The following is a 24,368-nucleotide window of genomic DNA, read 5'->3' as shown; positions in this document are numbered from 1 at the left end:
GTATCGGTCGCAACGCGCGAAAGCCAGGGCGAACTGGGCGGCCCCGGGTGAAGATCGAGCCACGACCACCCACACCAGGCGGAGGGGAGAAGACCACCGTGGCGATACGGCAGGAGCACGGGCAGGCGCGGCGGGGAAGGCTGATCGTTTTAGAGGGCGCGGACGGGATCGGCAAGACGACGCTGGCCCAGGGCCTGGCCGACGCCATCTACCACGACGCCCTCGACCACGACCCCGCCGACCAGGACGCCGGCATCTCAACGGTGGCCTCGGCCACGGCTGGGGGCGGGGCCGGGGCGCGGCTGGTGTTCGTGCCGCGCCGGCAGGTCAGCCAGACCTCCCCCTACTCCCGCACCCTGATGACCCAGCTGGCCACCATGCTGTGGCACTCCGGCGATGCCCCCGACCTGCCCGACGGCTTCTGGGTCACCTTGCAGGCATCCTGGTACAGCGCGCTGCGCACCACCGTGGTGGACCCCGTCCTCGCTGCCGGCCACGACGTGATCATGGACGGCTGGTGGTTCAAGTTCTTCTCCAAGCTCCTGCTGCAGGGCTGGACCCAACCGGACCTCGATGTGATCTTCGGCCGGGTGGCGGGCCCGGACGCGGTGATCGTGCTCACCGCCGACCTTGGCGCCCTGTACGACCGGCGCGGGGACTTCCAGCCCCGCGAGATGGGCATGCACGCTGGCGTGAGCGACTACGGCCGCCAGGCGTTCGTCACCTACCAGCACGACGGGCTGAAGAACCTGCTCGCCTACGCCGACCACCACCGCTGGCCCGTCCTCGACCTCGACGCGGCCGCGCCCGTCACCGACACCCTCGACCTGCTGCGGCCCCTGATCGCCGCGCTTCGACGACCCGAAGGAGAGCCCCAGTGAAGGTGAACGCGCTGGCCGCACACGGCGGACCCATGACCCTGCAGGCACCCAAGCCGCACTACCAGTGGCCCATCATCGACGCCTCCCTGGAAAAGGCGATCCTCGACCAAGCCCACCGCTCCCTATCCGATCGCGACGCCACCGGCATCATCGGCGAGTACGAGCACGCCTTCGCCACCTTCCTCGGCCTGAACCCCAGCCAGGTCGTGTCGATGGCCTCCGGAACCGCCGCCATCCACGCCATGGGCCGCATCCTCGGCCTACGCCCCGGCGACGCGATCCTCGCCCCCGCCTACACCTTCCTGGCCACCGCCTCCCCGTTCGCCTTCGACGGCATCGAGGTCGTCTTCTGCGACGCCGACCCCGCCAACGGGAACGTGACCGCGCAGAGCCTGGCCGATCGCCTGCAACCCAACGTGAAAGCGGTGATCGTCACCCACATGTGGGGCATCCCGTGCCCCATGGACGAGATAGCCGCCTTCTGCGCCGCCCGCGACCTGGCCCTGCTGGAGGACTGCTCCCACGCCCACTTCGCCCGCTGGGACGACCGGCCCGTCGGCACCTGGGGCGACCTGGCGGTCTTCTCCACCAACCAGAAGGCCATCACCACCGGAGAAGGCGGCCTCCTCGTGGCCCGCGAGGCGCGCCTGCGCGAGTTGGCCGTCCTGTACGCCCACTACAACAAACGCTCCCGCGCCGAGATCGACCCCGGCTCCGCGCACTACCCGTTCGCCTTCACCGGCATGGGCCTCAAAGAGCGGATGACCACGCTCGGCGCCGCCATCGGCGTCCACCAACTCGCCCGCGCCGCCCACATCGAGGCCCACCGCCGCCACAACCTCGACACCTTCACCAAGGCGCTGGACGGCAACCCCATCATCTCCCCTATCGTCGCGCCCGAGCGCGGCGCCCACGGCCTGTACGTCCTCGGCCTGCTCTTCCACCCCGGCCAGGCCAACGTAACCCGCGATGAGTTCGTCCGGCTGTGCGTCGCCGAAGGCGCGCTGGAAGTCGACGCGCCCGGCTCCACCCGCGACATCTCCGCCGAGCCGCTGTTCGCCCGCCGCGACCCGCACGCCCCCTGGACACCCGCCCCCATCCACCCGGTCGACCTGCCCGGCGTCGCCGCCTTCCAGGACACCTTCATCAAGATCCCCGCCTGGGGGTACCCCGGCGATGAGGAACTGCTGGACGGCTACATCGCCGCGCTGGCCAAAGTCAGCGAGCACGTGGCCCGATGACCACCCACCCCGACACTGGCAGCGGCGCCAGCGCGGAGATCCTCCCGCCGGTGCCGGAAGTGGTCGACGCCGACTTCACCCCCGCACACATCCTCGCCGAGCTACCCCGCACCGACCACCCCCCGGCGCCGAAACCAATCGCGGGAGTGGCCGAAGCGGCCCTGGGCGGCCGCTGGTGGCAGCCCGGCCCCACCGCCCCGGCCGTGCCATGCGGCACCAAACCCGACACGTCACCCGGCGCGCCGCCTGACACCCCGGCCGGCACCGCGACCGGCACGGCAGGCGACGCGGCAGGCGACGGGGCGTCATCGGCCGAAGGCTGCAATACGCAATTGCTGCACCGCTTCGAGACCGCCCAGCTGTGGCGGCCGCCGGTCGAAGCCCACACCCGCGCCCTCACCCCGGCCACGGCGAAGGCGTGGCTGCTGCTCGCCCGCCACTGGCTCGGCGTCAACGCCGCCAGCGGCGACCTGCGTTTCCTCAACGCCGCCTGCAAGCTCCTGGGAACCGTCTGGATGCGCCGCCGCGCCGACCGGTGGAGCACGCCGGATCTTCTGCCGGACCTTCAGGCCACCGCCGCCCTGGTGGACGACGCCTGCGCCGAGCTGGCCGATCGCCTCTCCCGCCGCGCGCTGCCACCCCTAACCGCGCCGGCCTCGCCCGCCCTGGACGGTGAGCCCCTCGAGGGTCCGGCCTGCGGGATGCTGAAGACCGTGATCCTGGCCGGGGCCGGATCCAGCAGCCCATCGGCCTTCCTCGCCCACGCGCGAAGCCTCGACATCGAGGCCTCGGCGGTGTGCTGGTACGGCTCGCCGCCCGCGCCGGCGGCGAGCTCGGCCTACGACAGCGCCTGGTACCCGCCCGCGCCCCCACGCCCGCCCCGCCCAGCCCCGGACCTGCCGGCCACCCAGGCGCACGTCACCGGCTGGAAGGACGCCGCGGCCGTCCTGGCCCGGTGGCAGCCGGACCTGCTCATCCTGCTCGGCATGCCGATCGTCCCGCCAGAGATCCTGGGCATCCCGACGGTGGGCACCCTCAACGCGCACAACGGGGCGCTGCCCACCTACCGCGGCATGGACGCCGTCGCCTGGGCCCTGCTCAACAACGACCCGATCATCTGCACCGTCCACCAGGTGACCGCCGGCGTCGACACCGGCCCTGTCCTGCTCACTCAGCCCGTCCTCCTCGCCCCGACGCCGACCCTGCGTCAACGGGTGAAGGCTGCCCAGCTCACCCTGCTGGCGGCCGTCACCGCCCACACCGCCACGACCGGTCACCTACCCGACGGCCACCCCCAGAGCCCGCACCTGGCCAGGCAGTTCTATCGCCTGCACCCCCACCTCAAGCGCATCATGAACGCATCCCCCTACGGAACGGGAGACCAGCGATGATCACCACCGCGCACCCCACCTTCCGCGGCCTGCGCGACCTCGACTGGAGCGACACCGGCGCCATCCTGGACGGTTGCCAGCCCGTCTACGACGCCATCACCGCCGAACCCGGCTTGCTGGCCGCCCTGTTGAACGCAATCCCCGGCGACCCCGCCCTGGCCGGCATGTGCGAACGCTACGACTTCCTCGACAAACTCGTCCTGTACGCCGACGGCGACATCCGCATCCGGCTGCACCTGTACCGGCCCGGCTACTACGACCGGCCCCACCACCACCGCTGGTCGTTCTTCTCCGGCATCTACCGCGGCCAATACCTGCACCGCATCTTCGGAGCCGACACCGACTTCGGCGAGCACACCGACCCCCGCACCCTCACCCCGATCCTGGTCCGCCGCGAACGCACCGGATCCAGCTACGCCCTGGACCACACCACCGTCCACACCGTCCAAGCCGACGCCGACACCATCTCCATCCTGGTGCGCGGCCCCGCCACCCGCGACCGCTTCCTCATCCTCGACACCGAGAACGGCACCTGTTTCTGGGTGTACGGCGCGGCCAGCGAAACACCCGAACAGCGAGCGGCCAAGCAGATGAAACCCAGCCAGCTCGCCGACACCATCCGCCGCGTCGAACACCTGACCGGCCTCACCAACAGCCAGGAGCAGTAGATGCCCGACGACCTCATCCAAGGGGCGCTGTTCGGCAGCCTCGACGACGAGCCCGCCGCCCCCGCCCCAGCGCCGGGCGAGCTACGCGTGTGCGCCCTCAACATCAACAACCCGCGCGTGCCACGCGCTCAGCAGACCCTGTCGTGGTTGCTGGCCAGCCGCAGCAACGTGCTGGTCCTGACCGAGCTCAAGCCATCCGACGGCGCCAAGCTGATCATCAGCGGGCTGGCCGCCGAAGGCTTCGAGGTCTGCCTTCCGCCGGGCTGGGCCGGCGGCTCCTACTTCACCGTCGTGGCCACCCGCGGCATGCCCCAGACACCCGTGGATGGGCCGGGCGACCCCCGCGCCGTCGCCGTCGACGTCGAGCACGACGACAAGCAGATCCGGATCATCGGCCTGTACGGGCCCACCAACGGCATGACCACCGACAGCAGCGACCGGCGCCGCGCCTTCCAAAAGACGTTCCTCGAATACCTCCACGCCATCCACCGCCCGAAACTCCTGCTGGCCGGCGACATCAACGTCGTCGAACCCGGCCACCAACCACCCCTGACCTCCTTCGAAGAACACGACTACGCCTTCTACACCGGCCTGCAACGCCTCGGCCTGGCCGACGCCTTCCGCCAAGCCCACCCCGCCGTGCACGAGCACAGCTGGATCAGCGACCGCTACGGAGCCCAGCGCCTGGACCATCTGTTCGCCACCCCGGCCACCGGCACGCTCGTGAACTGCGCCTACGACCACACCCCCCGCACCAGCCACATCACCGACCACGCCGCCCTGCGCGCCACCTTCATCCTGGACGCCCCCGCGTGAGCCCCACCACCGTGCACTGCTTCAGCTACCTGGCCGCCACCCACACCCTGCACGTGGACGACTACCCGAAGATCAACTACGGGGTCGAGGTCCACGCCACCGACCGATTCATGGCCGGCGACGGGCCGCTCATCGCGGGCATGCTCACCGCGCTCGGCCACCCGGCCGCGCTGTTCAGCAACCCGGTCGCCGACGATCCCGACGGCCACACGATCACAGCGCGGCTCCAGGACTGGGGTGTCCGCCACCACCCCGCCCCCGGCACCGTCGCGTACACCCGGGTCAACACGGTCATCGCTGACCAGGCCGGGAATCGGACCTGGTTTTCCGGGCTCAACGGCATCACCTCCGAGCTTGACGGCATCGCCCCGCGAGTCTTCGCTGCCGCGCCGACCGTCTACCTCGACTGCTACGAGGTCCTGGGCGAAACGCCCCGCCCCCTGCTGGACGCTGCTCTGCGTGCCCGACGTCGTGTCGTCGTGAACCTCGGCGGATCACCGGTCCCGGCCTGGATGCGAGCGGCCGTCCAGCCGCACGGTCGCGTCAGCGTCCTGCAGAGCAACGCCGACGAGCACCACCCGGCCCAGGCTGAGCAGACGCTGCGTGAGCTGACCGAGCTCGCCGTCGCCGACCTCGTTGTGGTCACCGTCGGGCGCAACGGCGCGATCGGCCGCACCCACACCGGCGAGTTCTTCGCGGTCCCAGCCCTCGCGGTGGTCGTCCATCAGGTACAGGGGGCCGGATCAGCGTTCAGCGCCGCATTGGTTCACGCGCTGTGCCAAGGAGCAGCCGCCGAACAAGCCGCCTCGTTCGCCTGTCGGGCGGGCAGCCTGTGGTGCAGCCGAACCCCGCACGGCCCGCTGCCGACGCTCGTCGACCTCCAGTCGCACCAGCTCGGTTAGCTGACGGGAGCCAACTCCAGAGCGCTGGTGAGCTTGGCCATGAACCGGAACATCTGCGGGTCGAACTCGCCCACCCACGCCGCCTCATCATCCAGGGCGAACCATCGGCACGCCGAGAACTCCGCCGGATCGGGGACGATCTCCTGCTGCTGACTGGCTGAGAAGACGAACCACAGCGTCACATCGATGTGCGAGTGCGGCGGCCTGGTCTCGGTCACGGTCAAAAAGAACGGGGCCGACCCGAACCGCGGGTGGAAAGGAGGAGCGATCTGCAACTCCTCATCCAGCTCCCGCACGACCGTCACCTGCGGATTTTCGTATTCGTCGACGTGCCCGCCGGGCATGAGCCAAGCCTTCGCCTTCGCGTGATCTACGAGCATCAGGGTTCGCTCCGCCTCGTCCAAGAGCGCGGCATAAACCGCTAGATGCCGGTGCGGAGTCGCAGGCTTGGCTGTGCGGAACAGCGGATGACCGGCATCGATCCAGTCCAGCATCCACTGCTGATCGGACGCCTCTCGCTCGTCATACGGCGCGACGGCCTGCACGAGGTCTCGAACAACGCGTCGCGGGTCATGCTGAATGCCGTGCATCGGACACCTTCCGCTGATGAGATCTGGTGAACCTTCTGCCCCTCCACGCTCACCAGTGCAGGCACCCTACCGACCACAGGCCACCGCACGCCCGGCCATCAGCAGGACTCGTCAATCGGCGAGTCCTCCTCCGGCAAGAGCCGCCCAGCCGCAAGAGGGAAACGAGATCCCCAGCCGATGTGGAGGCACCCGACAGACCCCTGCGCCGCAGCACGAAGATCCATCTGATGCGGTGGGACACCGACTCGGCACCCAGAGCGGGAGGCGACGCGCGATCAACACCGCAGGGAGAACGTCGTTCAGCGGGCTCCAGTCAACCAGCCAGGGCCAGCTTGGCCGACCGCGCGAGAGATGTAGGGGCCGACCAGGCGCGCGGCCTCGGCCAGCGGATACCACGCGGCGCCAAGCACTTCGGACTCCTGGATGTCGCCCACGTCCGCGAGCATCGTCACGAAGGCATAACCGATGTCGAGGTGATGGTGGGCAGGCTCGTCCTTGTCCGGCCGCGCTGGCACCCGGCCGTAGTCGACGTACACCGGGGTCTGCGACGCTGGAACGATCTGGCCGGCATCGACACCGGTTTCCTCGAGCAGTTCGCGCATGGCTGCGCCGATCAATGTGGTGTCGGTGGGCTCGAGATGGCCTCCTGGCTGAAGCAGGAGCCCGTATGCACGATGATCCACAAGGAGGATCTCGCTGCCGCCGCCACGAGTCAGGAGCGCGCCGACGGTCACATGCATGGGGAACGTCCGGCGTGAGGCGAAGCCGTCGCCATTCGCCAGCATGCTCAGCGGCTCACCCAGCGACTCGGCCTCCTCGGGATACCGTGCGAGATAGGTAGACAGAGCAGCGCCTATGTCCGCATCATTGATGGGCATCGGCAACCTCCACATCAACCCGGGAGCCCAGCCCGGCAGGAGCTCCTGCATCGCCGGGACGAGCGGAACGAGACGGCGGCTCTGCAAGCGTATGCCGCTGAGAGGGATCGCACTCTACGAGCGCGAAGCAGGGACGGGACAAGCGCGAAGCAGAGACGGGCAGGGGTTTCTCTTGCCAGCAGCAGAGGCAAACAGGCGGCGCCACCGGGCGCTTGGCTGGCACACCCATTCCATCTGAAGTAACGGATGGTGGGAGGCCATCGGATGAAGACCTCGTCCACGGCAGGTGCTTCCCGCGAAAACCACCGAAACGTTCCATGCTCAATGCGCGGCTTCTCGCCCGGCAACACCAATCTGCCCGCTAGAAACACATCGTGTCCGCCAGCAGCCCACTGCCTCGCATCCATACCGCCGCACGTCCCGGTGTCGCCCACAGCCTGAACGAAGATCTCATCATCACGTTGCCGAACGCGGTCATCGTGCTGGACGGCGCCACATCCGTCGAGCACGGCCCCGGCAGCGGCGGCTGGTACGCCGACGTCCTCGGCCGCGCCCTGGCCCGGCGGCTGCCCGCGCCTCGGTGCTCGCTGCCTCATCTGCTGGCCGACGCGATCGCCGACATCGTCCGCACCCACCAGCTCCAGCCCAGCCGCTCCCCTTCCGCCGCGCTCACCATGACCCGCTGGGACGACAACCATGTCGACGCCCTCGTGCTCTGCGACACCACCCTGGCCGTCCTCGATGGCGACAACGAAGTCATGCTCCTGCACGATGATCGGCTGCACCGCATCGACAACCCCGTGCGCGCCGCTTACCTGCGCTCCATCGGAGACGGTGCCTCGTTCGACTCCGAGCGGCTGCGGGAGATGCAGGCGATCACCCGCGCCCACCGCAACCGGGACGGCGGCTACTGGGTCGCCGAAGCCACCCCCGACGCCGCCTTCCACGCCCTCTGCCACAGCTGGCCGCGCGAGCAGGTACATGCACTAGCCCTGGCCACCGACGGGGCCGCCAGCGCTGTCACCCCCTACCAGGTGATGTCCTGCTGGCCCCAGCTCATCGCCGCCGTCCTTGAGCACGGCCCCGACACCGTTCTCGACGCCGCCCACCACGCCGAGGCCGGCGACCTGCGGGCCCGCCGGTGGCCGCGGTTCAAAGTTCACGACGACAAGGCGCTGGCCATCGCCGACTTCACCACCCCTTCGGGAGCGGCTTCATGAGCAGTCCACGTCTGCCCGGCACCGGACTCCCCCTACATTCCGTCAGCGTCGCCGGGGCCGCCGTGCGCCCTGACGGCCGGATCCTAGCCATCCGCCGCCGCGACAACGGCGCGTGGCAGCCGCCTGACGGCGTCCTTGAACTCGGCGAGAGCCCGCAGGACGGGGTCCGCCGTGAGGTGGCAGAGGAAACCGGGCTCATCGTGGAGCCGGAGGTGCTGACCGGTGTGTACACGAACATGACGGCCGGGGTGATCGCGCTCGTCTTCCGCTGCCATGTCGTCGGCGGCTACTCCTGCTCCAGCGACGAGGCTGCCGAGGTCGCCTGGCTCACCTGCCACGAGGTCCGCACGCTCATGAGCGAGGCCTTCGCCATCCGCCTCCTGGACGCCTTAAGTTTCCAGGGCGCACCGGCCGTCCGCGTTCATGACGGGGTGCGCCTGCTCGTCTGAGGCCCCGGCAGATGAGGACCCGATCGTTACCCTGGTGAGACAGGCACCGGATCCCCCCAAACGGAGGACGATGTGCTCGCTGCCTCCTCGATGAAGCACGGCGGCCGCACCTATCGCCAGGACAGGAGTGGCGGATCAAGTGCCGGTGTCGGCGCGGTCGTTGTCGCCGAGGTCGCGGGTAAGCCGGCGCAGGAGCGGCCCGTACTCGGGATGGGCCGCCCGCGCAACTGCGCGAGCTGGGGCTGACGCCCTGAGCGACCCTGCGCAGCGCTCGGTAAGGGAGACGGTGGAGTAGCCCGGTGATAGCCTGCTGGCGTTCCGGCGAGCAGCCTGCCGCGGCACCGACTCCCGTGCTACTCACCCGCGCTCTGGTCCGCACTTTCGGCGAGGGTCTCCAGCCGGTTCTGGAACGCCGCTTGGACTGGGCCGTGTGGCAGGCGCCGGGAGAAGGACTGCAGCAGGTCGGTGACGCGGCTGGAATCCACCGTGGCCATTAGGTCGGCGGCTCGTCCCGCGTTCTCCAGCGCGCCGTCGAGGTCACCCTGTTCCACCTGGGCGCCTGCGATCGCGGTCAGGCCCAGGGCGGTGTCGCGGGTGTAGTCGAGGCTGCGTCCGGCCTGGCCTTCTTCGAGTAGCCGTACGGCGATGTCGCAGCGGCCCAGGCCGACGAAGCCAAGCCCGACCTCGATCGTGTGCGAGGGGCGGCGCATCCAATACGCCCAGGCCGGGTCCTCGTCGGGGTCGCGGCGCTCCCAGTGCGCATCGGCGCGGGCGAGGACCTTGATGGCCTGGGCGGCTTCACCGGCGGCGGCGTGCGCGCGGACCTGCCAGGCGTCCAGCATGGCATGGACAGTGCGGGAGGAGCCGGGGCCGATCCGCTCGCGCGCGGTCTGCAGCAGGTTGATGGCGGTGCGGCCGTCTCCGGCGTAGCTGTGCTGCATGGCCATCAGGGACAGGATGTAGGCGCCGGTGAGGGTGTCGCCACCGGCGGCGGAGGTGCGCAGCCCGGCGTGCCAGTAGCGTTCGGCGGCGGCGTGCCGGTCGGCGTCGAAGGCGCACCAGCCGGCCAGCCGCAGCAGTTCCCCGGCGGCGGCCAGGAGCCGCTGCTCGATGAGGCCGCCGTAGCGGGCCTGCTCCAGCAGCCGGTGAATCAGCTGCAGGTCGGCCTGGGCCAGGGTGAGGCAGTAATCGCCGCCGATCAGGTCGTCGAGGTGCCAGAGCTGGTGGACGCGGCTTTCCACCCAGCCGGCCAGTTCGGCATCCACGATGCCGTGGTCGGCGGTGTGGCGGAGCTTGCTGGTGGGGATGGTCGGCACGGCGGGCACGGCCGCCCAGGCGGTGGCCAGGTCGGCCGCTTGCTGCCCGGTGAGCAGCAGGTACGCGCGGCGGTCGTCGTCGGAGATGTCGGTCATGCATCCCACTAAAGTCAGCGTGTTCTTCGCGGTGTCGGTGGTCCAGCCTTGATCGATGCGTTCCATGCCGTCAACGGTCAGCAGCCAGGTGGGCCAGGGCAGGGCGGCGATGGTGTGCGGATCGATGCCGACTTCGGCGGCGATGGCCAGTTGGGCGGGCAGGTCAGGAACGGCCAGGCCGTGCTCCCACCGCCAGACCTTCTGCCGGTTGGCCGCCATGTTGACGCCCGCTCGGCGCTGCACGACCTGTGCAAGGTCGGTGAGGCTCCATCCGCGCTGCTGGCGCAGGCGGGTCAGGGGATGGCGGGCCAGAGGCTGATCGCTCATCGCAACTCTCAAAGGACGGGAAGACTACAGCGGGACTACAACCGAGTCCTGGCTTCAGGCTCTGACGCGCGCTTGGCTGGGGCCAGAACGTCGTGGGGTGACAGCTTAGGGCAACAACGCTGTGCTCACCTGTCCATGCAGGGAGGTCGTGATGACAGGCCCTCAGAGCGTGATGCCGGAGCGGAACGCCGGCGAGCTAGTGAGCGAGGGCGGCGCTGCCCTATCAGGTGGTCCGGCCGGAGATACGGGCTCGGTCCGGGAATCGACACTGGGCCTGGATCGGTGGCGCCTGCGCCTGAGCGGCCCGGGCGAGCTGGTTGCCGACGTGCTGGACGTGCTCGCGCCGCCCTGTGCGGTCAGCGATGCGCACGCCGACCACGAGGGCCACGGCTGGACGATCCGCGTCGACTACGACAGTGCGGGCCGTCTGCCCGGCATGCGGGAGGCGGCGGCCCTGTTCGAGGATCTGCCCGTGGTCACCGTGGCGAGTACGGCGCGGCTGGCGGTCCGGCATGCCGCTGACGGGCGGCTGCACCTGGTAGGCAGTTATCGTCCGGGCAGCTGGGTGGCGGCGCTGGAGGTGGCCGCGGCCGAACGCACGACCCGGGTGGTCGTCCCGGCCGAGGGGCCGGGGCGGCGGTGGCCGCGCTGGCTGGCGCAGTTGTTCTTTGCCAGCCGGATGCTCGGCCGGTGGCGGCTGCTGCACGCCTCGTCCGTCGCTGTGGACGGCAGGGCCGTGTTGTTCGTGGCCGCCTCGGGGGGCGGCAAGTCGACGCTGGCTCATCGAGCGTGTGCCGAACTCGGCGCAGCCTTCATGGGCGATGATCTGACGATGGTCGATCCCGGCGGGCTGGTGGCCGGGTGGCCCACCCGGGCCGCGGTTCCGCTGGCGCTGGCCAGGACGGGAGATGGGCGGCCGCTGCGGCAGGGCACGCGTTCGCGCCGGGTGTTCACCGCAGAGGAGCACCGCCGGACGGTGTCGTACGCGCCGCCCGCACCGATCGGCCTCGTGGTGCACGTCGTCTCTGGCAGCGGCGGCGGGCAGCCCGTGACGGCGGCCGCGATGCCCCGAGCCGACCTGCAGACGGTCGCCGAGCGCGCGCTGGCTTCGCCCGCGCAGCAGTTGTACTCCACCGACCTGCTGGGCCTGACCGGCGGCCCCCCGCACATTCGGATGGCCTGGCCCGACGACGACTGGGCGCGTCGGCTGGACGGCGCGGCCGGTGTGCGGCTGAGCGTCGCGGATCTGCCGGCGCTGGCGCACCTGCCGGTGTGGCCGGTGCTGGAGCCCTGGCTGGCCTGGAGCCGGCCATGAGCAACACCGCGATCATCACGTCCGCGCAGACCGTGCAGACTGTGACCGTGCGCAGCGGCGGCCGGGCGCTGACAGTGACCGCCGGCGACGCGCTGATCTCCGGCTGGCCGACGATCGCGCCGCACGTGCCCGGCGCGTCGGCCACCGTGCGGGTGTGCCGCCCGAGCGGGGCCGCCGTGAACGTGCCCGCCCACCTGGCCGAGGCCCGCCGCCTCATCAACGCCCACCTGCACGTGCTGCATCTGGGCTACGACACCCTGGCCGTGCACAGTGTGGCCATGTACCGGCCCGGCACGGGCGTGGTCGTGCTGCTCGGCGGGCACGGCGCGGGCAAGACCCTCACCGGGACGGCCCTGGGCCTGCGCGGCTGGCGATGGCTGTCGGGGGACGTGACCCTGCTCGACGCCCCCGCGGCCGGTGGTGTCAGCGTCCGCGGCGGTACCGGCGCCATCATCGCCCGCCGCACCGCGCTGCGCCGCTGGTTCCCCGGCCTTGCCGTGCCCGAGGCCGGGCCGGGCCTGCTTGACCTGCACGATCGCCAGGACCGGCCTCCGTTCATGGGCGCAGGCACCTCTCCGATCGTGGGTCGGGTGGCCGCTGCGGCCCTCATCGACGTCACCGGCGATCCCAGCCGCGGCCCCGGCGGCGATGAGATCCAGCTCCTGGAGCCGCACACGGCCGAGACCGTGTGGTGGACCGGCAGCGGCCATCTGCTGGATCGCGTCCGCGCCGAGCCCGGCGCGCTGCCGTTGCGCGCCCTGGAGGGCGAGCGTGAGCTGCTGCGCCGGGCCCGCCTGGTGCGCACCGTGGCGCGCGACCTGCCTGTGCATCTGCTGTGCGGCACGCCGCACCGCATCGCCGAGCAGGTCGAGCGGCTGGCCGGAAGGACCTGAAGCGATGCCCGCTCTCGCCCCGCCTGCGTACGCCGTACCGCGCGTGGAATTCCGCGACGGCCAGGCCCGGCTGCTGCCCGCCCGGCCGGTGCCGCCCGAAATGACGCGCCCCCGCTACAGCATCGTCTCGCCCGGCACCGAGCGGCGGCACCTGGCCGACAGCGTCATCGCCCCCCGCCTGGCCGGATACATGAGCCTGAGCGGTGATGCTGAGCGCGGCTGGGCGCTGGCGCCCGTGCCGCACGGCGCCGCCTGGCGGCCCACCCCGGAGACGGAGTTGGCCGCACCGCCCGGCACCGGCTTGGCCGCCGCGGCGCTGGCCCGCTTCGCGCAGATGGCGCTGCTGGGCCTGGACCGGCTGCCGCCTGGCACCGACCTGCGCCAAGCCGTGGTGGTGGTCGGCTCCGGCCCTGTCGCCCTGGGCTGCGTTCTGGAGCTGTACCGGCGCGGCTGTACGGCCATCACCGTGCTGACCTCCCGCGCCGACGCCCCGATCGGCCACGCGCCGGGGGCCCGGTGCGTCACCGCGCTCCCGCCCGGCGGCGCCCCCCTGGTCATCGACGCGACCGGCATGCCGCAGCGGGCGATCGCGCTGCTGGCTCCCGGCGCGGTGCTGGGCCTGCTCGGCACGCCCACCGCCGATGAGGTCGTGCCGCTCGCGGCCGTGCACCGCTCCTTCTGGACCGTGGTCGGCATGCACGAACTGGCCAGACTCGGCCACCACAGCTATCCGGCCGCCTACCGCACAGCACTCACGTGGCTGCGGTCCCTGCCCGCCACCCTGCTGGAGTCCTGGTGCCGCATCGTGCCCGGTGAACACGCCGAAGATGCCTACCGCGCGCTGGCCGGACACCGCCTCCCCGGCCCCGTGACGATCTTCGATTGGGGGACGTGATGCAGCCGATCGGCTTGTACAGCATCTCGGTGCGCGGCCTGGCCGTGCCCGACCTGCTGGCCTGGGCCGCCGCCTGCGGCATCCCGTTCGTGCACCTGCGGGGCGGGCCACGCGGTGTGGCGCTGGCGGCGCGAAGCGACGACACCGTGCGCGCCTGGGCGCGCGCCGCGCAGGAGACCGTGCCGATCACAGGGGTGACGGCCGACGTTGACCTGGCCGACCTACTGATCGGCGGCCCCGCCGTGCGCCGGCAGGCCGCCCAGGAGGTGACCCGGCTCGCCCACGCCACCCGGATTCTGGGCGGCGCATGGGTCCGGCTGCTGGCCCGCACCCCGTTGACCTGTCGGCAGCTCACCGGCGCCGCCGTGCTGCCAGCGGCCGAGGTGCCGCTGCTCGCCGAGCTCCACCACCCCCAGTGGATGGCCGCCGACCTGCTGATGGCCCTGCTCGATGCGTCCGGCCCCACCGGCGGGCTACGCTTGCTGGCCGACACCGCGCAACTGGCGGCCGCGCTGCCCGCCGATGGGGCTGTCCCGGCGTGGCTGGACCTGATCGCAGACCATGCGCCCGTGCTGCATCTGTCCGATCGCGGAACCGGCCTAGCTGGGCGAGGGCCTGCCCTGGTCGCCGCCGCCGCCCAGACCCGGATCCACCACGGGCTGCCGCTACAGGTGGCCGTGGAGTGGACCGGCCCTGACCGGTCGCCGCGCGCGTGCCTGGCCCGCTACCGGGCCGCCACCGCCTGGTGGCGCACGAGCGAAGGGAGGCGGTGATGGGCGTTGCCGCGCCGCGCCGCGGCTGGGTGGTGATCAGCGACTATCCGCGCTGGCCCAGCCCGTACTTCGCCGAACTCCAGCGTCATGTTCCGCCGTCGTTGCCGCTGGCCTTCTGCCCCGGCCTGCAGGAGCTGCCTGCCCAGCCCGATGGCCCCGCCGTGGTCAACCTACATCGGCTCAAGCGGCTCTACCGCGCAGCGGACGGCCGCCGCACCCCGCAGGCGGCCGCGGCCATGCTGGAGCGGCTGGCCGAGCTGCGCGCGGGCGGCTGGCGCCTGGTGTGGACGGTGCACAACCTGCTGCCCATCGATGGCGGCCCGCCCACCGAGGCCGACCAGCAGGCCGCCCATGGGGTGCTGGAGCTCGTCGACGCGGTCGTGACCCACACCCGCGCCGACGCCGCCCACCTAGCCACCGTGACCCGGGCGCCGATCACCGTGGCCGGATGGGCGGGCCTGACCGCTTCCCGCCCTGGCGGGGAGCCCTCGCCCGTCGTCGAATCGCTGGCCCGCTACCTGAGGGACGCGCCGTACGCGGTGCTGATCCTCGGCAACCTGACCGGCTACAAGGGCCTGGACCTGGCCGCCGCAGCGTTCCTGGAGGCCACCCGGCGAGCCCGGCTGCTGATTGCCGGGCCCGGCCGCGACAGCCGCGTCACCGCCCGCCTGGCCGCGCTCGCCGCGGCCGGCGGCGGACGCATCCTGCTGTATGCCCAGCGGGTCGAGCCCGCGCAGGTGCCGCTGCTGTACCAGGCGGCCGACGCCGCCCTGTGCCCCTACCGCGTCGACGGACCGTGGCAGTTCTTTACCAGCGTGCTGTATCCCGGCTCGGTCGGCACCGCGCTCGCCTTCGGCACCCCGGTCATCGCCCCGGCCCTGCCCGCCATCGCCGAAATGACCACCGGGCGTCCCGCCCGCCTCTACCGGCCCGCCGACGGGCCGGGCCCGGCGCTGGCCGCAGCCGAAGCGGGGGGACGTACCCCGGCCAGGCCTCCGGCCGACGACGCAACCACCCGCTGGCGGGCCGTCGGCGCCGCCTACCAGTCCCTGTTCGACCAGCTCACCCAGCCGTCTGCCAACCGAGGAGAGACCCGCCGTGCCTGAGGACGTCATCGTGGCCACCCCGCTCGAACAAGACGCCGTCGCCACCGTCTTGGCCGACCGGTACGGCCTGACCGCCCACGCCATCGCCCGCCAGCCGATCGGCCAGGTCACCATCAACTACCGGGTCACCCTCACCGACGGGCGGCAGGTGTTCGTCAAGCGCTACCCCGACCCCATCCGCCTCGATCCCGCCCGCCTCGACGACGAGCGCGGCGCCATCCGGCTGGCGACCGCCGCCCTGCAGGCGGGCATCCCCGGCGCGCCCGTGCTGGCCAACCGATGGGGCGAGGACCTCGACACCAGCAGCTCACTGGCGGTATCGGTGTGGGACTGGATGCCCGGCCACGTCGCCGCCCATCTGGCCCCGGCCCAGCTGGCCACCGCCGGTCGTACCCTGGGCCGCCTGCACGCCGTCTTCTCCGGCCTGACCGCCGAGCCCGACCTGGTCATCGGCGGCCGCCCCGACGCCGCCCACGCCTGGCGCCACGTGGACCTGCCCGGCCTGCGCGCCACCATCGACCGCCTGCTGACCCTCATCGACCAGCGTGAGCGCGACGGCCACGCCGACGCCTTCGACAGCCGCGCCCGCCACACCCTGACCGAGCGGCGCGCGATGCTGACCCGCATCCCCGCCCTGATGGCCGACCTGCCGGAGCAACTGACCAGCCAGCTCATCCACGGCGACTACGCCCCGGTCAACCTGCTGTGGACCGGCGACACCCTCACCGCGGTGCTCGACTACGCCCCTCCCGTGCCGTTCCTGCTGGCCTACGACCTCGGCCGGATGGCGTTCTACCCGCACACCGTCACCCACAGCGTCACCGGCAGCCCCACCTGGCCGGACGCCGCGGCCACCTTCGTCGCCGGCTACCTGAGCGGCCACCCGGCCGTCCCCGCCGCCGACGTGCGCGCCTGCGGCCGCATCGCCCTGCTGCAGCTGCTCACCAGCCTGTACGGAGTCAAGCAGCACTACCTGAAGCCGGGCCTCGACCAGCAGGCGCTGGATGAGTTCTGGCTGCTACGCCACCAGGCAGTCCGCACCCTGCTGGACCACCTCGACGCGACCGACACGCTCCTGGCCGACCTGACCGGCACCTGAACCCGCACGCCCCCCGCACCCCCCGACCCTTTATGGGAGACCCCTGTGACCACCGACACCGCCATCCCGTCTGCCACCACAACCTGGGAGGTAGCCGACGGCCCGATCACGCCCGCCGCCATCGAGGCCGAAGCGGCCGCCATCGCCGCCCGCCACCAGCTCCGCCTGCACCGGCCCGGCCCGCAGGCACACCTGCAGCTGACCGATCCCGGCGGCACCGTCCTCGTCACGGTCCGCTGGCGGCACGCCACCCTCGCGCGCCCCGACACCCTCAGTCACGTCCTGCCCGACCAGCCGCGCCTGCAGATTCTCATCGACGCCCACCCCGGCGGCCAGGCCGCGGCCGACGACCTGCACGCCGAGCTCCGCCAGCAGACGCGCCGCTACGACCCGGCCGAACTGCGCGCGATCACCGCGTCCATGCCGCTGCTGGCCCGCCACGCCACCCCGGACACGGCCCTGTCCACCTGGGCGGTCATCGTCCGTGACCACTACGTGGAAAACACCCTCGCCCTGCTGCTGGCCATCCAGCACTGCGGCGTCCCGCCCCAGTGGATCTACGCACTGGCCAAGGGCGACCGCACCCAGGGCCGCGACCGCATCCACGCCACCCTGACCGGCCTCGGTTGCGCCAGCGGCGTGCTGGACAACACGGCGATCAACGCGCCGGACAGCCACGCCGCCGACCTGACCCAGGCACTGGCCCAGGTGGACGCGTTCATCGACGCCGCCCACGCCGCCGGACGGCCGGTCCTGGTGATCGACGACGGCGGACTGATCGCCCAAGGCTACGGCCGCCCGGACGCGCCCCGGCGCATCAACGCGGCGCTGGAGCTGACCGTCTCCGGCCTCAAACGCATCGACGCCGCCGGACCGCTGGCCATCCCGGTGTTCAACCTGGCCCGCTCCGCGGTCAAGACCCGGCTCGGCTACCCCGAGATCGCCGACGCCTGCCTGCGCCGCCTACGGGCGCTGCTGCCCGCCGTCAAGACCATCGGCCGGCCGGTGCTCGTGCTCGGCTACGGCACGCTCGGCTCGCGCCTGGCGGCCGCGCTGCACGCGCACGGCTGCCAACTCCACGTCGTCGACCCCGACTCGCTGGCGCTCATCGCCGCCGCCGAGGCCGGGCACGCCACCTACCGCACCGCGGCAGCCGCGCTGCGCACCGTAGCGCCGCTCATCGTCGCCGGCACCACCGGCGACAGCGGGGCTCTTCCGGAAGAGGCGATCACGCTGCTGCCCGACGGCGCCATCCTGGCGCCCTTCGCCACCGCCGACTTCGCCCCCTTGACCAGCGGCACGACACCGGCCCGGCAGAGCGACCACATCCCTGGCGTCGGCCGCCGCTACCAGCTGCCCACCGGAGCCGAGATCACGGTGCTCGGCGACGGCCGCTCCCTGAATCTGTTCGAGGCCGACGCCATTCCCAACCAAGGCTACGACGCCTACCGCGCCGGCACCCTCATCGCCGCCAAAGCGCTGTGCGCCCAGGCCGCCACGCTGCCGCCCGGCGTGCACACCACCCTGGTCGACACCACCATCGCCGCCTCCGGCCTGTACGACGACTACTACCGCACCTATCTGACCAGTCAGGCAGCCACACCCACACCGGCGCTGACCGTGCGCGAACCATCCGCCGTGGCCGGGCTGAGCGCGTGCGTCGTCGGCTACGGCGCCGCCGGCCGCCTGCACGCAGGCATTCTCACCGCCGCTGGCGCCGAGTTGACCATCCTCGACCCCAAACACCAGGACCTGCCGCGCACCTGCCGCAGCTTCCACCACAACATCGACGACCTGCCCGAAACCCGACCGATCAACCTGTGGTCGGTGTGCTGCCCCACCGCCGAGCACCTACCCGTCCTGCGCTCTATCCTCGCCCGCGACCCGGCCGCGCGCATCCTGCTCGAAAAGCCCGCCTGCCAGGCCCACGAAATCGCCGCCCTGGCCGAACTGCTCGACCGCCACCCCCGCGCCCGCCTGATCGTCACCGACCAATACCAGCACGCCGCGGCCCTCGACGGCGTCACCGGCCTGCTGGCCGACCACGCAGGCGGCCCGATCGACCACCTCACCGTCTCCTTCACCAAGGACCGGACGTCCGACATCGCCGTGGGCCGCTTCATCGACCGCTCCTACGGTGTGCTGGGCTATGAGTGGCTGCACATGCTCGCCGTGCTGCGCCGGCTGCTCCCGGTCGACGCCATGACCAGCTATCTCACCTCCGATCCCCGGGACGCGACGTTGCGCGCCGTCTTCGATCCGCGCCTGTTCGTCGCCACCCTGACCGAGCACGCCACCGCCCCCCTCGGCGACGGGCTTGTCCACCTCGATCTGCACTCCAGCATCACCACCCCCGCCATCGTCGTCGGCCGCACCCCCGCCAACACCACACGTTGGCACCGCGGGCTGCGCGCCGCCGACGACCGGCAGCGCTACCTCACCGCCCACGCGGCAGACACCCTCGTCACCATCCACCTGGACCCGGTCACCACGACCGGCGGCTGGCAACTGCAGCGCAACCAGCACCGACTCGTCGCCGAACGCGACGGCAAGGTCCTGCACGACGACGTCATCGACGACTCGCCCCTGCATACCGCGATCACCAGCGCCGCCGAAACGCTGACCGGCACCCAGCCGGTACCGCCGCCGGACCTGTCCGGGCTTCGCCGAATCTCCGCCATGGCCGACTACCTGCGCACCCAACACCCGTTCGGCGACGCGCCCGGCCAGGACGGGGACGCCGCGCTTGACCAGATCGCGCAATAGGCCTCTTGATTCACCGGCGTCCGCGAGCACGGCGCGAGTACACTCAGGCCCCGTTCCAGCCGGGCAGATCACCGCGAAGGGCACCAAGCCGATGGCCACGCAGCAGGAGACGAACTGGCAGCCCATCAGCATGCTTACCTTCCTCACCAACCACATCGCCGACGGCATCGCCATGGTGGCCCGAGCAGAAGGCGACCCTCCAGCACGGCCTGGCCAAGCCGTACACGCTGGATGACGACACGGTGGCGCGAGTCAAGACGGTGTTCTCCCAGACCGCTGAAGACAACGCGATGTTCGCCGAGCAGGGCCGACGCTGGGCCGCCGAGCCCGACCTGACCGCTGACCAGCGGGAAGGGGTCGAGCGCTACCAGGAACTGGTCGAGCAGATCACCGCCGAGACCAGCGTCGTGCTGGCCATCGCCGACCAACTCGCCGACGTCACCATCGAAAAGTTCATGGCCAAGAGCGACCTCGAAGTCGGCATCGAGGCTTTGCTGCGCGGCCGCAAGCTGTAGTTGACTTCTTCTCCTGGGCTCGCGGTGGCGAGTGAGCCGACCGCGTGGCCTCGCCGGTGGCGGCCCGCCGACCGGCGTGGAGGTCGGCCGCTCGACCGCTTAAAAGTGCGGGCAGGGGTGCTGATTGGCGGTCCAGGGGCTGTCGCTGCGGTGCCGGTATCGCTGGTAAAAGCCCTGGGCATGCGCGTACTGCCCGGTGGTGTACCAGGTCAGGCCCGGGTGGCGGGTCTCCAACTCGCGCAGGGCCAGCGTGCCGAACCCGCAGCAGTGCCATTCGGGCGAGAAGCTGATCTTCTTGAGCAGGCCGACGCCGCAGGGCTCGCAGACCGCGTACTGGACGCGCCCGAGCGAACCATCTTCATCGGCGGCGATCGAGAACTCATGCGACACGGTCGGCCCGTCATCCGCGCCTCGACGACGGCCGGGCATGACGACGGCCCGCGCGATCGTCTCCGCTCGGGCACGGCTGGCCGCGTCGTACAAGCTCCGCCCCAGACCGGTGTCCAGTTCGGCGATGGTGAGCTGGCCCCAGCCCGTCACCTCAACCGTCTCCTGCGCCAGGACAGCAGCCAGACGGGTCTTCCACGCCTCAGCGAACGCGGCCGGCCCGCGATGCTCGCTGTCCTGCTCGGCCACCGTCTGCTGGAAGGCCTCACGGACGATCGCCTGCATCGCCCCCCGCCGCACCCGCCGCTCGACATCTTCGTCCTGCGACACGCCCACGGCCACCTCCCGGGCCCAGGCGACCAGGCCACGCAGCCCCGTCGGCCGCTGGGGCACCGCTTCCGGCCACGACACGGGCAGAGGCTTCCACAGCAATTGCACCAGCATGCCAGCACCGTAACCCGCAGCGAGCTTCCGACCGTGCGGATTGCCGAGTCGGTCTGGAGCGCCAATCAGCCCTCTTTGCCCAGCCTGCCTCCCCTGGAGTTCAAGACGCTACGGCGTACGGCCCCTGAACGCCCCGCGGGTGAGGGGGACGACTGACAGGAGCCGTTGGCGCCGAGAACGATCTTGCACGGGAGACAAACTGAGGGCCCCTTCGGTGTCCAGTTTGATCACGCACTGTGGCGACGTCCGTGGGCGAAGTCACGTTTCGGCAGCAGGAGGGCAGGAAGGTGGTTCAGAATCGGAAGCACGACGGACCTGTCTCATGTCTGGATCTGCGGCTCGATGTCGGAGGTCGCCCGGGCCGATCACATCACCTCGTTCTTCGCCTCCGGCGGCACACCTGACAACCGTGCGGGGGAGAACAACTATCAGGGGGTGCTGTGGGCTCACGTGGTCGGCCGCCCTGAGCCGGTCCGCATCGACGGATTCGTCGGCACCACTCCGGCGAAGATCCTCAACGAGATGACCCAAATGATCGCCGAAGTGGCCAGCAACCGCGTCGAGCCGGTGATCTACATTCGGCTGCACTCCACCGAGGGCCGGATGCCGGTGTCGAAGGTGGAGGTCTACCAGTCCTTCCCGGGGGTGTGACAGGCACCCCTTCTGGGTGGACGCCGCTCGGGACGGCGCCGCCGGGCGGACTTGTCCTTCTTCGGATTGCGTCGGGCGGCCATGACCTTGACGATAAACACCGTCCTGTCAGAAGCAATCCCTCATCTTGCCCGCGCTACTGTCAGAACAGACCAGGGAGGGCACGGGCGGAGCGGGCTCGTCCTGACACTGCAGCCCCAGCCCAGCTCGGCCGGGCGACATCCCGCTGAGCGGCGTCGGGGACAGCCCTCAGGGGAACATGTCTCCTTGTGGAGATCGCGTTGCGAGCGCAGCGGGCCGGGCAGTCGTTGTCGCGCTGGCTGGCACCAATGGCCTTCACCGACTGGTCTGCGGCCCGGGTTACCTCCGAGTTGACGCGCGCCATCGTCGCCTGGGGCGTCGGTCATCAATGGCGGGTGCGGTGCGAGGTGCCCAGCCTGGCTGGGTTACCCGGCGCGCACCCGGACCGGCCGGGATATCTGGACGTTGTCTGCGAGCGCCTGGACGGCCCACCGATCGCCATCGAGATCGACCAGCACGATAAGCCATGGTCACTTCGCAAGTTACTGGCCGAAGCCCAAGCCGGCGTGGTGCCCGTCTGGGTGCGCTGGGGAGAGCCCGGCACCCGCGCGGTACCAGCGCCGGTATCCCTGGTCGCGGTCACTACCCCCTTCCGCCTGGCAGGACCGACCGGACGGCGACTGTACTCCAAAATGGCCATGGCGCTGCAACCGTCACTGGCGCCCGAGAAGGCGGCCGGGGCAGCTCAGGACGTTGCGCCTGCCGCTCGATGCCGGGCCACGACCAAGGAAGGCCAGCCGTGCTCCATCGACGCGCGCCCTTCAGGGCTATGCCATGTCCACGACCCCGAGGTGCAGTGCGGCGGCACGACGAGAAAGGGAAAGATCTGCGTCGTGCCCACGGGCGGCGGCAGATGTAAATACCATCTCGACCAGCCACAGGATGCCCCGCCCCTTTGTGGCTTCCTGATCTCGACGTGTCATAGCGGGGAATCGGGCCCCTTGGTGGTCAAGAGCGCTTCCAGGGCTGCCCGATGCCGCGATACTCCTCCACCGGGATGGGCTTGACGCCCTCGCGCATCCGGCTGGTGTACAGCCGACCCGCGAGGTGGTCGATCTCATGCGCGACGAGGCGGGCCAGCTCGTACGGGAACGCGGTGATCTTCGTCTTCCCGTTCAGGGTGGTGTGCTCGGCTTCCAGGGTGAGCGGGCGGGGGACCATGCCGCGCACGTCGAAGAAGGACAGGCAACCCTCGTACTGCTCGTCGGCCTCGGCGGAGGCGTTGATGATGCGGGGGTTGAGCAGCACGATCGCGTCGGCGTCGGGGTCGTGCGGGATGACGATGGCGGCGGCCCGGCCGATGCCGATCTGCGGCGCGGCCAGTCCCACGCCCTTGGCGAAGACGTGGAGTTCGCGGATCCGCTGCAGCGCGGCGAACAGCGCGTTGATCACTTCGCGGGCTTGGTCGGCCTCGGCGGGCAGATCGAACGGCGTGGCGACGGCGGCCAGGATGGGATCGCCGACCTGGAGGATGCCGGCGGCCTTCATCCGATCGCTACTGCGCAAGCTTGCCGCTTTGGCCTGCAGACGCCTGCGAACCACGGTGCCGGGCCAGGTGCTCGTGGCCTGCGGCACGACTCCGTCAGCGGCCATGGCGAGCGGGTACTGGCGGCGGGCGCGGTCACCAGCCGTCGGGACAGTGCGCATCTGGTCGTAGCCGGTCGCGGGAACGTCCCACACCAAGACTCGCCACTCCGTGTCGTCATCGTCCTCGAACAAGAAGTACTCGACCATTCCGGGCGCGGTGGCGACCAGGTGGTCCAGGTAGGCGTCAAAGGTCGCCCGGCCGAAGTCGTGCGGAGTTCCTGGGGCGTCGTCCTCTACGCCACGTCCCGCCACCGGGTTGTCCGCATCGCCGTAATCCGAGACCCATGACCACGATCGGTCCAGATCGTCCCGCGTCTGGATCACGAAGGCATACTGACTACCTACCGCGCTCATCCTTCGAGTCTGGTTGACTATCTCGGGATGCGCCATCCGAAGGACGGCCTGCTCGTCACGAGCGAGGAAGACCCATCCTGACGCAGAGGCCGAAACCCCAGGTCAGAAGACACGCCGCTACCCGCGCGGCCCGAGGTCGACAAGGACCCCGGCAAGTCCAGTGGCATCGGGTACAACGCGTTCCACATGGATCTGGTGAACGCGACCCGGCCCCCGGACTACACCACGCTCCTGTGCGTCCGCCCCGACCCGCTCGGCGGCGGTCCCAGCATCCTCTCCGACGCCCACGCGGCGGTGGCGCGGCTGTCGGAGGACTGCCGCGCCCTACTGGCGGAGTCGGTCTACCGCTACGGGACCTTCTTCGACCTGTTCGGCGTGGGCGAGGAGTACACGCCGTTTCCGATCCTGGATGGCTCCGACCCGGACGGGGGTTCGTCCGGTTCACCGCCAAGATGCTGGCGAGGTCCGAGGTCGGCCAGGCGCACACCGAAGCCGCCAGGGAACTCGCCGAGGAGCTTGTCCGGGGACAGATCTCCTTCATGCTCATGCCTGGGGACTATCTCATCGTGAACCAGCGCCGCTTCCTGCACGGTCGGGAGGCTCTACGCAGCGGTCAGGAGACCGTTCCGGTCGCCGACTGGCGGCTGCTCCTCCAGTTCTTCCTGCGCGCGGGGGCCGCCTAGCCGGTCGACGGCACCGGTGCCCCACCGAGTCTCGCTCCGAGCCC

26 protein-coding genes and 1 pseudogene are annotated in these 24,368 nt (G+C 71.0%); 22 read left to right on the top strand and 5 right to left on the bottom strand.

What is annotated here, in order from left to right; all coding sequences use genetic code 11:
- Nucleotides 1–98: 98 nt before the first annotated feature.
- Genes ACQP2T_RS61210 through ACQP2T_RS61185 form a run of 6 tightly spaced genes read left to right on the top strand, consistent with a single transcriptional unit; the run spans nt 99 to nt 5,899 of the window.
- Nucleotides 99–881 (top strand): hypothetical protein, encoded by a 783-nt coding sequence (locus tag ACQP2T_RS61210; RefSeq protein WP_433513773.1) that lies wholly within the window; start codon nt 99–101, stop codon nt 879–881.
- Nucleotides 878–2,122 (top strand): DegT/DnrJ/EryC1/StrS family aminotransferase, encoded by a 1,245-nt coding sequence (locus ACQP2T_RS61205; RefSeq protein ID WP_433513772.1) that lies wholly within the window; start codon nt 878–880, stop codon nt 2,120–2,122. The genes ACQP2T_RS61210 and ACQP2T_RS61205 overlap by 4 nt, the downstream gene beginning before the upstream one ends.
- Entirely contained in the window at nt 2,119–3,513 is a 1,395-nt protein-coding gene (locus tag ACQP2T_RS61200; RefSeq protein ID WP_433513771.1) for a formyltransferase family protein, read from the top strand. The genes ACQP2T_RS61205 and ACQP2T_RS61200 overlap by 4 nt, the downstream gene beginning before the upstream one ends.
- Nucleotides 3,510–4,181, top strand: coding sequence for a hypothetical protein (locus ACQP2T_RS61195; RefSeq protein ID WP_433513770.1), 672 nt, complete (start codon nt 3,510–3,512; stop codon nt 4,179–4,181). Before ACQP2T_RS61200 ends, ACQP2T_RS61195 begins: the two co-directional genes overlap by 4 nt.
- Complete coding sequence (locus ACQP2T_RS61190) at nt 4,182–4,997, top strand: endonuclease/exonuclease/phosphatase family protein (protein ID WP_433513769.1); 816 nt, start codon at nt 4,182–4,184, stop codon at nt 4,995–4,997.
- Complete coding sequence (locus ACQP2T_RS61185) at nt 4,994–5,899, top strand: carbohydrate kinase family protein (RefSeq protein WP_433513768.1); 906 nt, start codon at nt 4,994–4,996, stop codon at nt 5,897–5,899. The genes ACQP2T_RS61190 and ACQP2T_RS61185 overlap by 4 nt, the downstream gene beginning before the upstream one ends.
- On the opposite strand, the gene ACQP2T_RS61180 is transcribed toward ACQP2T_RS61185, so the two are convergent.
- Nucleotides 5,896–6,489, bottom strand: coding sequence for an NUDIX domain-containing protein (locus tag ACQP2T_RS61180; protein WP_433513767.1), 594 nt, complete (start codon nt 6,487–6,489; stop codon nt 5,896–5,898). The genes ACQP2T_RS61185 and ACQP2T_RS61180 overlap by 4 nt on opposite strands.
- Nucleotides 6,490–6,788: 299 nt before the next feature.
- Nucleotides 6,789–7,367 carry an NUDIX hydrolase gene (locus ACQP2T_RS61175; RefSeq protein ID WP_433513766.1) on the bottom strand — a complete coding sequence of 193 codons (579 nt, stop codon included), beginning with the start codon at nt 7,365–7,367 and terminating at the stop codon, nt 6,789–6,791.
- 374 nt (nt 7,368–7,741) lie between these two features.
- Between ACQP2T_RS61175 and ACQP2T_RS61170 the strand changes: the two genes are divergently transcribed.
- The 3 genes from ACQP2T_RS61170 to ACQP2T_RS61160 all read left to right on the top strand — a co-directional run bounded on the left by ACQP2T_RS61170 (nt 7,742) and on the right by ACQP2T_RS61160 (nt 9,282).
- On the top strand, nt 7,742–8,587 hold the full coding sequence (locus tag ACQP2T_RS61170; RefSeq protein WP_433513765.1) for a protein phosphatase 2C domain-containing protein: 846 nt from the start codon (nt 7,742–7,744) through the stop codon (nt 8,585–8,587).
- Nucleotides 8,584–9,036 (top strand): NUDIX hydrolase, encoded by a 453-nt coding sequence (locus ACQP2T_RS61165; RefSeq protein WP_433513764.1) that lies wholly within the window; start codon nt 8,584–8,586, stop codon nt 9,034–9,036. Before ACQP2T_RS61170 ends, ACQP2T_RS61165 begins: the two co-directional genes overlap by 4 nt.
- A 72-nt stretch (nt 9,037–9,108) precedes the next feature.
- A complete protein-coding gene (locus tag ACQP2T_RS61160; RefSeq protein WP_433513763.1) occupies nt 9,109–9,282 on the top strand; it encodes a hypothetical protein in 174 nt (57 codons plus the stop codon).
- Between the two features lie 107 nt (nt 9,283–9,389).
- Here the strand turns inward: ACQP2T_RS61160 and ACQP2T_RS61155 are convergent, their stop codons facing one another.
- On the bottom strand, nt 9,390–10,775 hold the full coding sequence (locus tag ACQP2T_RS61155; protein WP_433513762.1) for a helix-turn-helix domain-containing protein: 1,386 nt from the start codon (nt 10,773–10,775) through the stop codon (nt 9,390–9,392).
- 151 nt (nt 10,776–10,926) lie between these two features.
- Here ACQP2T_RS61155 and ACQP2T_RS61150 point away from each other — a divergent pair, with 151 nt between their 5' ends.
- From ACQP2T_RS61150 to ACQP2T_RS61110, 9 genes are all read left to right on the top strand, one after another.
- Entirely contained in the window at nt 10,927–12,090 is a 1,164-nt protein-coding gene (locus tag ACQP2T_RS61150) for a hypothetical protein (RefSeq protein ID WP_433513761.1), read from the top strand.
- Complete coding sequence (locus ACQP2T_RS61145) at nt 12,087–12,983, top strand: hypothetical protein (RefSeq protein WP_433513760.1); 897 nt, start codon at nt 12,087–12,089, stop codon at nt 12,981–12,983. The genes ACQP2T_RS61150 and ACQP2T_RS61145 overlap by 4 nt, the downstream gene beginning before the upstream one ends.
- 4 nt (nt 12,984–12,987) lie before the next feature.
- Entirely contained in the window at nt 12,988–13,878 is an 891-nt protein-coding gene (locus tag ACQP2T_RS61140; RefSeq protein WP_433513759.1) for a hypothetical protein, read from the top strand.
- Nucleotides 13,875–14,651 carry a hypothetical protein gene (locus ACQP2T_RS61135; protein WP_433513758.1) on the top strand — a complete coding sequence of 259 codons (777 nt, stop codon included), beginning with the start codon at nt 13,875–13,877 and terminating at the stop codon, nt 14,649–14,651. The genes ACQP2T_RS61140 and ACQP2T_RS61135 overlap by 4 nt, the downstream gene beginning before the upstream one ends.
- Nucleotides 14,651–15,757: a glycosyltransferase gene (locus ACQP2T_RS61130; protein ID WP_433513757.1), complete on the top strand. Its 1,107-nt coding sequence runs from the start codon at nt 14,651–14,653 to the stop codon at nt 15,755–15,757. Before ACQP2T_RS61135 ends, ACQP2T_RS61130 begins: the two co-directional genes overlap by 1 nt.
- Complete coding sequence (locus tag ACQP2T_RS61125) at nt 15,750–16,856, top strand: phosphotransferase enzyme family protein (RefSeq protein WP_433513756.1); 1,107 nt, start codon at nt 15,750–15,752, stop codon at nt 16,854–16,856. Before ACQP2T_RS61130 ends, ACQP2T_RS61125 begins: the two co-directional genes overlap by 8 nt.
- Before the next feature lie 45 nt (nt 16,857–16,901).
- Nucleotides 16,902–19,622 carry a Gfo/Idh/MocA family oxidoreductase gene (locus ACQP2T_RS61120; RefSeq protein ID WP_433513755.1) on the top strand — a complete coding sequence of 907 codons (2,721 nt, stop codon included), beginning with the start codon at nt 16,902–16,904 and terminating at the stop codon, nt 19,620–19,622.
- Nucleotides 19,623–19,713: 91 nt separating this feature from the next.
- Entirely contained in the window at nt 19,714–19,857 is a 144-nt protein-coding gene (locus tag ACQP2T_RS61115) for a hypothetical protein (RefSeq protein ID WP_433513754.1), read from the top strand.
- A 7-nt stretch (nt 19,858–19,864) separates the two neighbouring features.
- Entirely contained in the window at nt 19,865–20,137 is a 273-nt protein-coding gene (locus ACQP2T_RS61110) for a hypothetical protein (RefSeq protein WP_433513753.1), read from the top strand.
- 99 nt (nt 20,138–20,236) lie between these two features.
- Here ACQP2T_RS61110 and ACQP2T_RS61105 read toward each other — a convergent pair whose 3' ends face one another.
- Nucleotides 20,237–20,968, bottom strand: a complete 732-nt coding sequence (locus ACQP2T_RS61105) for a GNAT family N-acetyltransferase (protein WP_433513752.1) — start codon at nt 20,966–20,968, stop codon at nt 20,237–20,239.
- Between the two features lie 342 nt (nt 20,969–21,310).
- Between ACQP2T_RS61105 and ACQP2T_RS61100 the strand changes: the two genes are divergently transcribed.
- On the top strand, nt 21,311–21,619 hold the full coding sequence (locus ACQP2T_RS61100) for a hypothetical protein (protein ID WP_433513751.1): 309 nt from the start codon (nt 21,311–21,313) through the stop codon (nt 21,617–21,619).
- Nucleotides 21,620–21,888: 269 nt separating this feature from the next.
- Nucleotides 21,889–22,707 (top strand): hypothetical protein, encoded by an 819-nt coding sequence (locus ACQP2T_RS61095; protein WP_433513750.1) that lies wholly within the window; start codon nt 21,889–21,891, stop codon nt 22,705–22,707.
- On the opposite strand, the gene ACQP2T_RS61090 is transcribed toward ACQP2T_RS61095, so the two are convergent.
- Nucleotides 22,649–23,611, bottom strand: a complete 963-nt coding sequence (locus ACQP2T_RS61090; protein ID WP_433513749.1) for a peptide deformylase — start codon at nt 23,609–23,611, stop codon at nt 22,649–22,651. The two genes, ACQP2T_RS61095 and ACQP2T_RS61090, sit on opposite strands and share 59 nt — an antisense overlap.
- A 216-nt stretch (nt 23,612–23,827) precedes the next feature.
- On the opposite strand from ACQP2T_RS61090, the pseudogene ACQP2T_RS61085 reads away from it, so the two are divergent.
- Both ACQP2T_RS61085 and ACQP2T_RS61080 read left to right on the top strand, forming a co-directional pair.
- Nucleotides 23,828–23,950: pseudogene (locus tag ACQP2T_RS61085) on the top strand (hypothetical protein); the annotation flags it as partial.
- Between the two features lie 143 nt (nt 23,951–24,093).
- Nucleotides 24,094–24,324 carry a hypothetical protein gene (locus ACQP2T_RS61080; protein ID WP_433520019.1) on the top strand — a complete coding sequence of 77 codons (231 nt, stop codon included), beginning with the start codon at nt 24,094–24,096 and terminating at the stop codon, nt 24,322–24,324.
- Nucleotides 24,325–24,368 lie beyond the last annotated feature (44 nt).

The sequence above is a fragment of the Nonomuraea sp. CA-143628 genome, from assembly GCF_050942315.1.
Lineage (GTDB): Bacteria > Actinomycetota > Actinomycetes > Streptosporangiales > Streptosporangiaceae > Nonomuraea.
Note: the sequence above shows the minus strand (reverse complement) of the source record. Positions and strands in the feature narration are given on the sequence as shown.

What these genes read in the sequence shown, in the direction of transcription:
- ACQP2T_RS61200 (WP_433513771.1), top strand. Translation starts at nt 2,119, where the DNA reads ATGACCACCCACCCCGACACTGGCAGCGGCGCCAGCGCGGAGATCCTC.
- ACQP2T_RS61195 (WP_433513770.1), top strand. Translation starts at nt 3,510, where the DNA reads ATGATCACCACCGCGCACCCCACCTTCCGCGGCCTGCGCGACCTCGAC.
- ACQP2T_RS61190 (WP_433513769.1), top strand. Translation starts at nt 4,182, where the DNA reads ATGCCCGACGACCTCATCCAAGGGGCGCTGTTCGGCAGCCTCGACGAC.
- ACQP2T_RS61180 (WP_433513767.1), bottom strand. Translation starts at nt 6,489, where the DNA reads ATGCACGGCATTCAGCATGACCCGCGACGCGTTGTTCGAGACCTCGTG.
- ACQP2T_RS61175 (WP_433513766.1), bottom strand. Translation starts at nt 7,367, where the DNA reads ATGCCCATCAATGATGCGGACATAGGCGCTGCTCTGTCTACCTATCTC.
- ACQP2T_RS61165 (WP_433513764.1), top strand. Translation starts at nt 8,584, where the DNA reads ATGAGCAGTCCACGTCTGCCCGGCACCGGACTCCCCCTACATTCCGTC.
- ACQP2T_RS61155 (WP_433513762.1), bottom strand. Translation starts at nt 10,775, where the DNA reads ATGAGCGATCAGCCTCTGGCCCGCCATCCCCTGACCCGCCTGCGCCAG.
- ACQP2T_RS61150 (WP_433513761.1), top strand. Translation starts at nt 10,927, where the DNA reads ATGACAGGCCCTCAGAGCGTGATGCCGGAGCGGAACGCCGGCGAGCTA.
- ACQP2T_RS61145 (WP_433513760.1), top strand. Translation starts at nt 12,087, where the DNA reads ATGAGCAACACCGCGATCATCACGTCCGCGCAGACCGTGCAGACTGTG.
- ACQP2T_RS61140 (WP_433513759.1), top strand. Translation starts at nt 12,988, where the DNA reads ATGCCCGCTCTCGCCCCGCCTGCGTACGCCGTACCGCGCGTGGAATTC.
- ACQP2T_RS61130 (WP_433513757.1), top strand. Translation starts at nt 14,651, where the DNA reads ATGGGCGTTGCCGCGCCGCGCCGCGGCTGGGTGGTGATCAGCGACTAT.
- ACQP2T_RS61115 (WP_433513754.1), top strand. Translation starts at nt 19,714, where the DNA reads ATGGCCACGCAGCAGGAGACGAACTGGCAGCCCATCAGCATGCTTACC.
- ACQP2T_RS61105 (WP_433513752.1), bottom strand. Translation starts at nt 20,968, where the DNA reads ATGCTGGTGCAATTGCTGTGGAAGCCTCTGCCCGTGTCGTGGCCGGAA.
- ACQP2T_RS61100 (WP_433513751.1), top strand. Translation starts at nt 21,311, where the DNA reads ATGTCGGAGGTCGCCCGGGCCGATCACATCACCTCGTTCTTCGCCTCC.
- ACQP2T_RS61080 (WP_433520019.1), top strand. Translation starts at nt 24,094, where the DNA reads ATGCTGGCGAGGTCCGAGGTCGGCCAGGCGCACACCGAAGCCGCCAGG.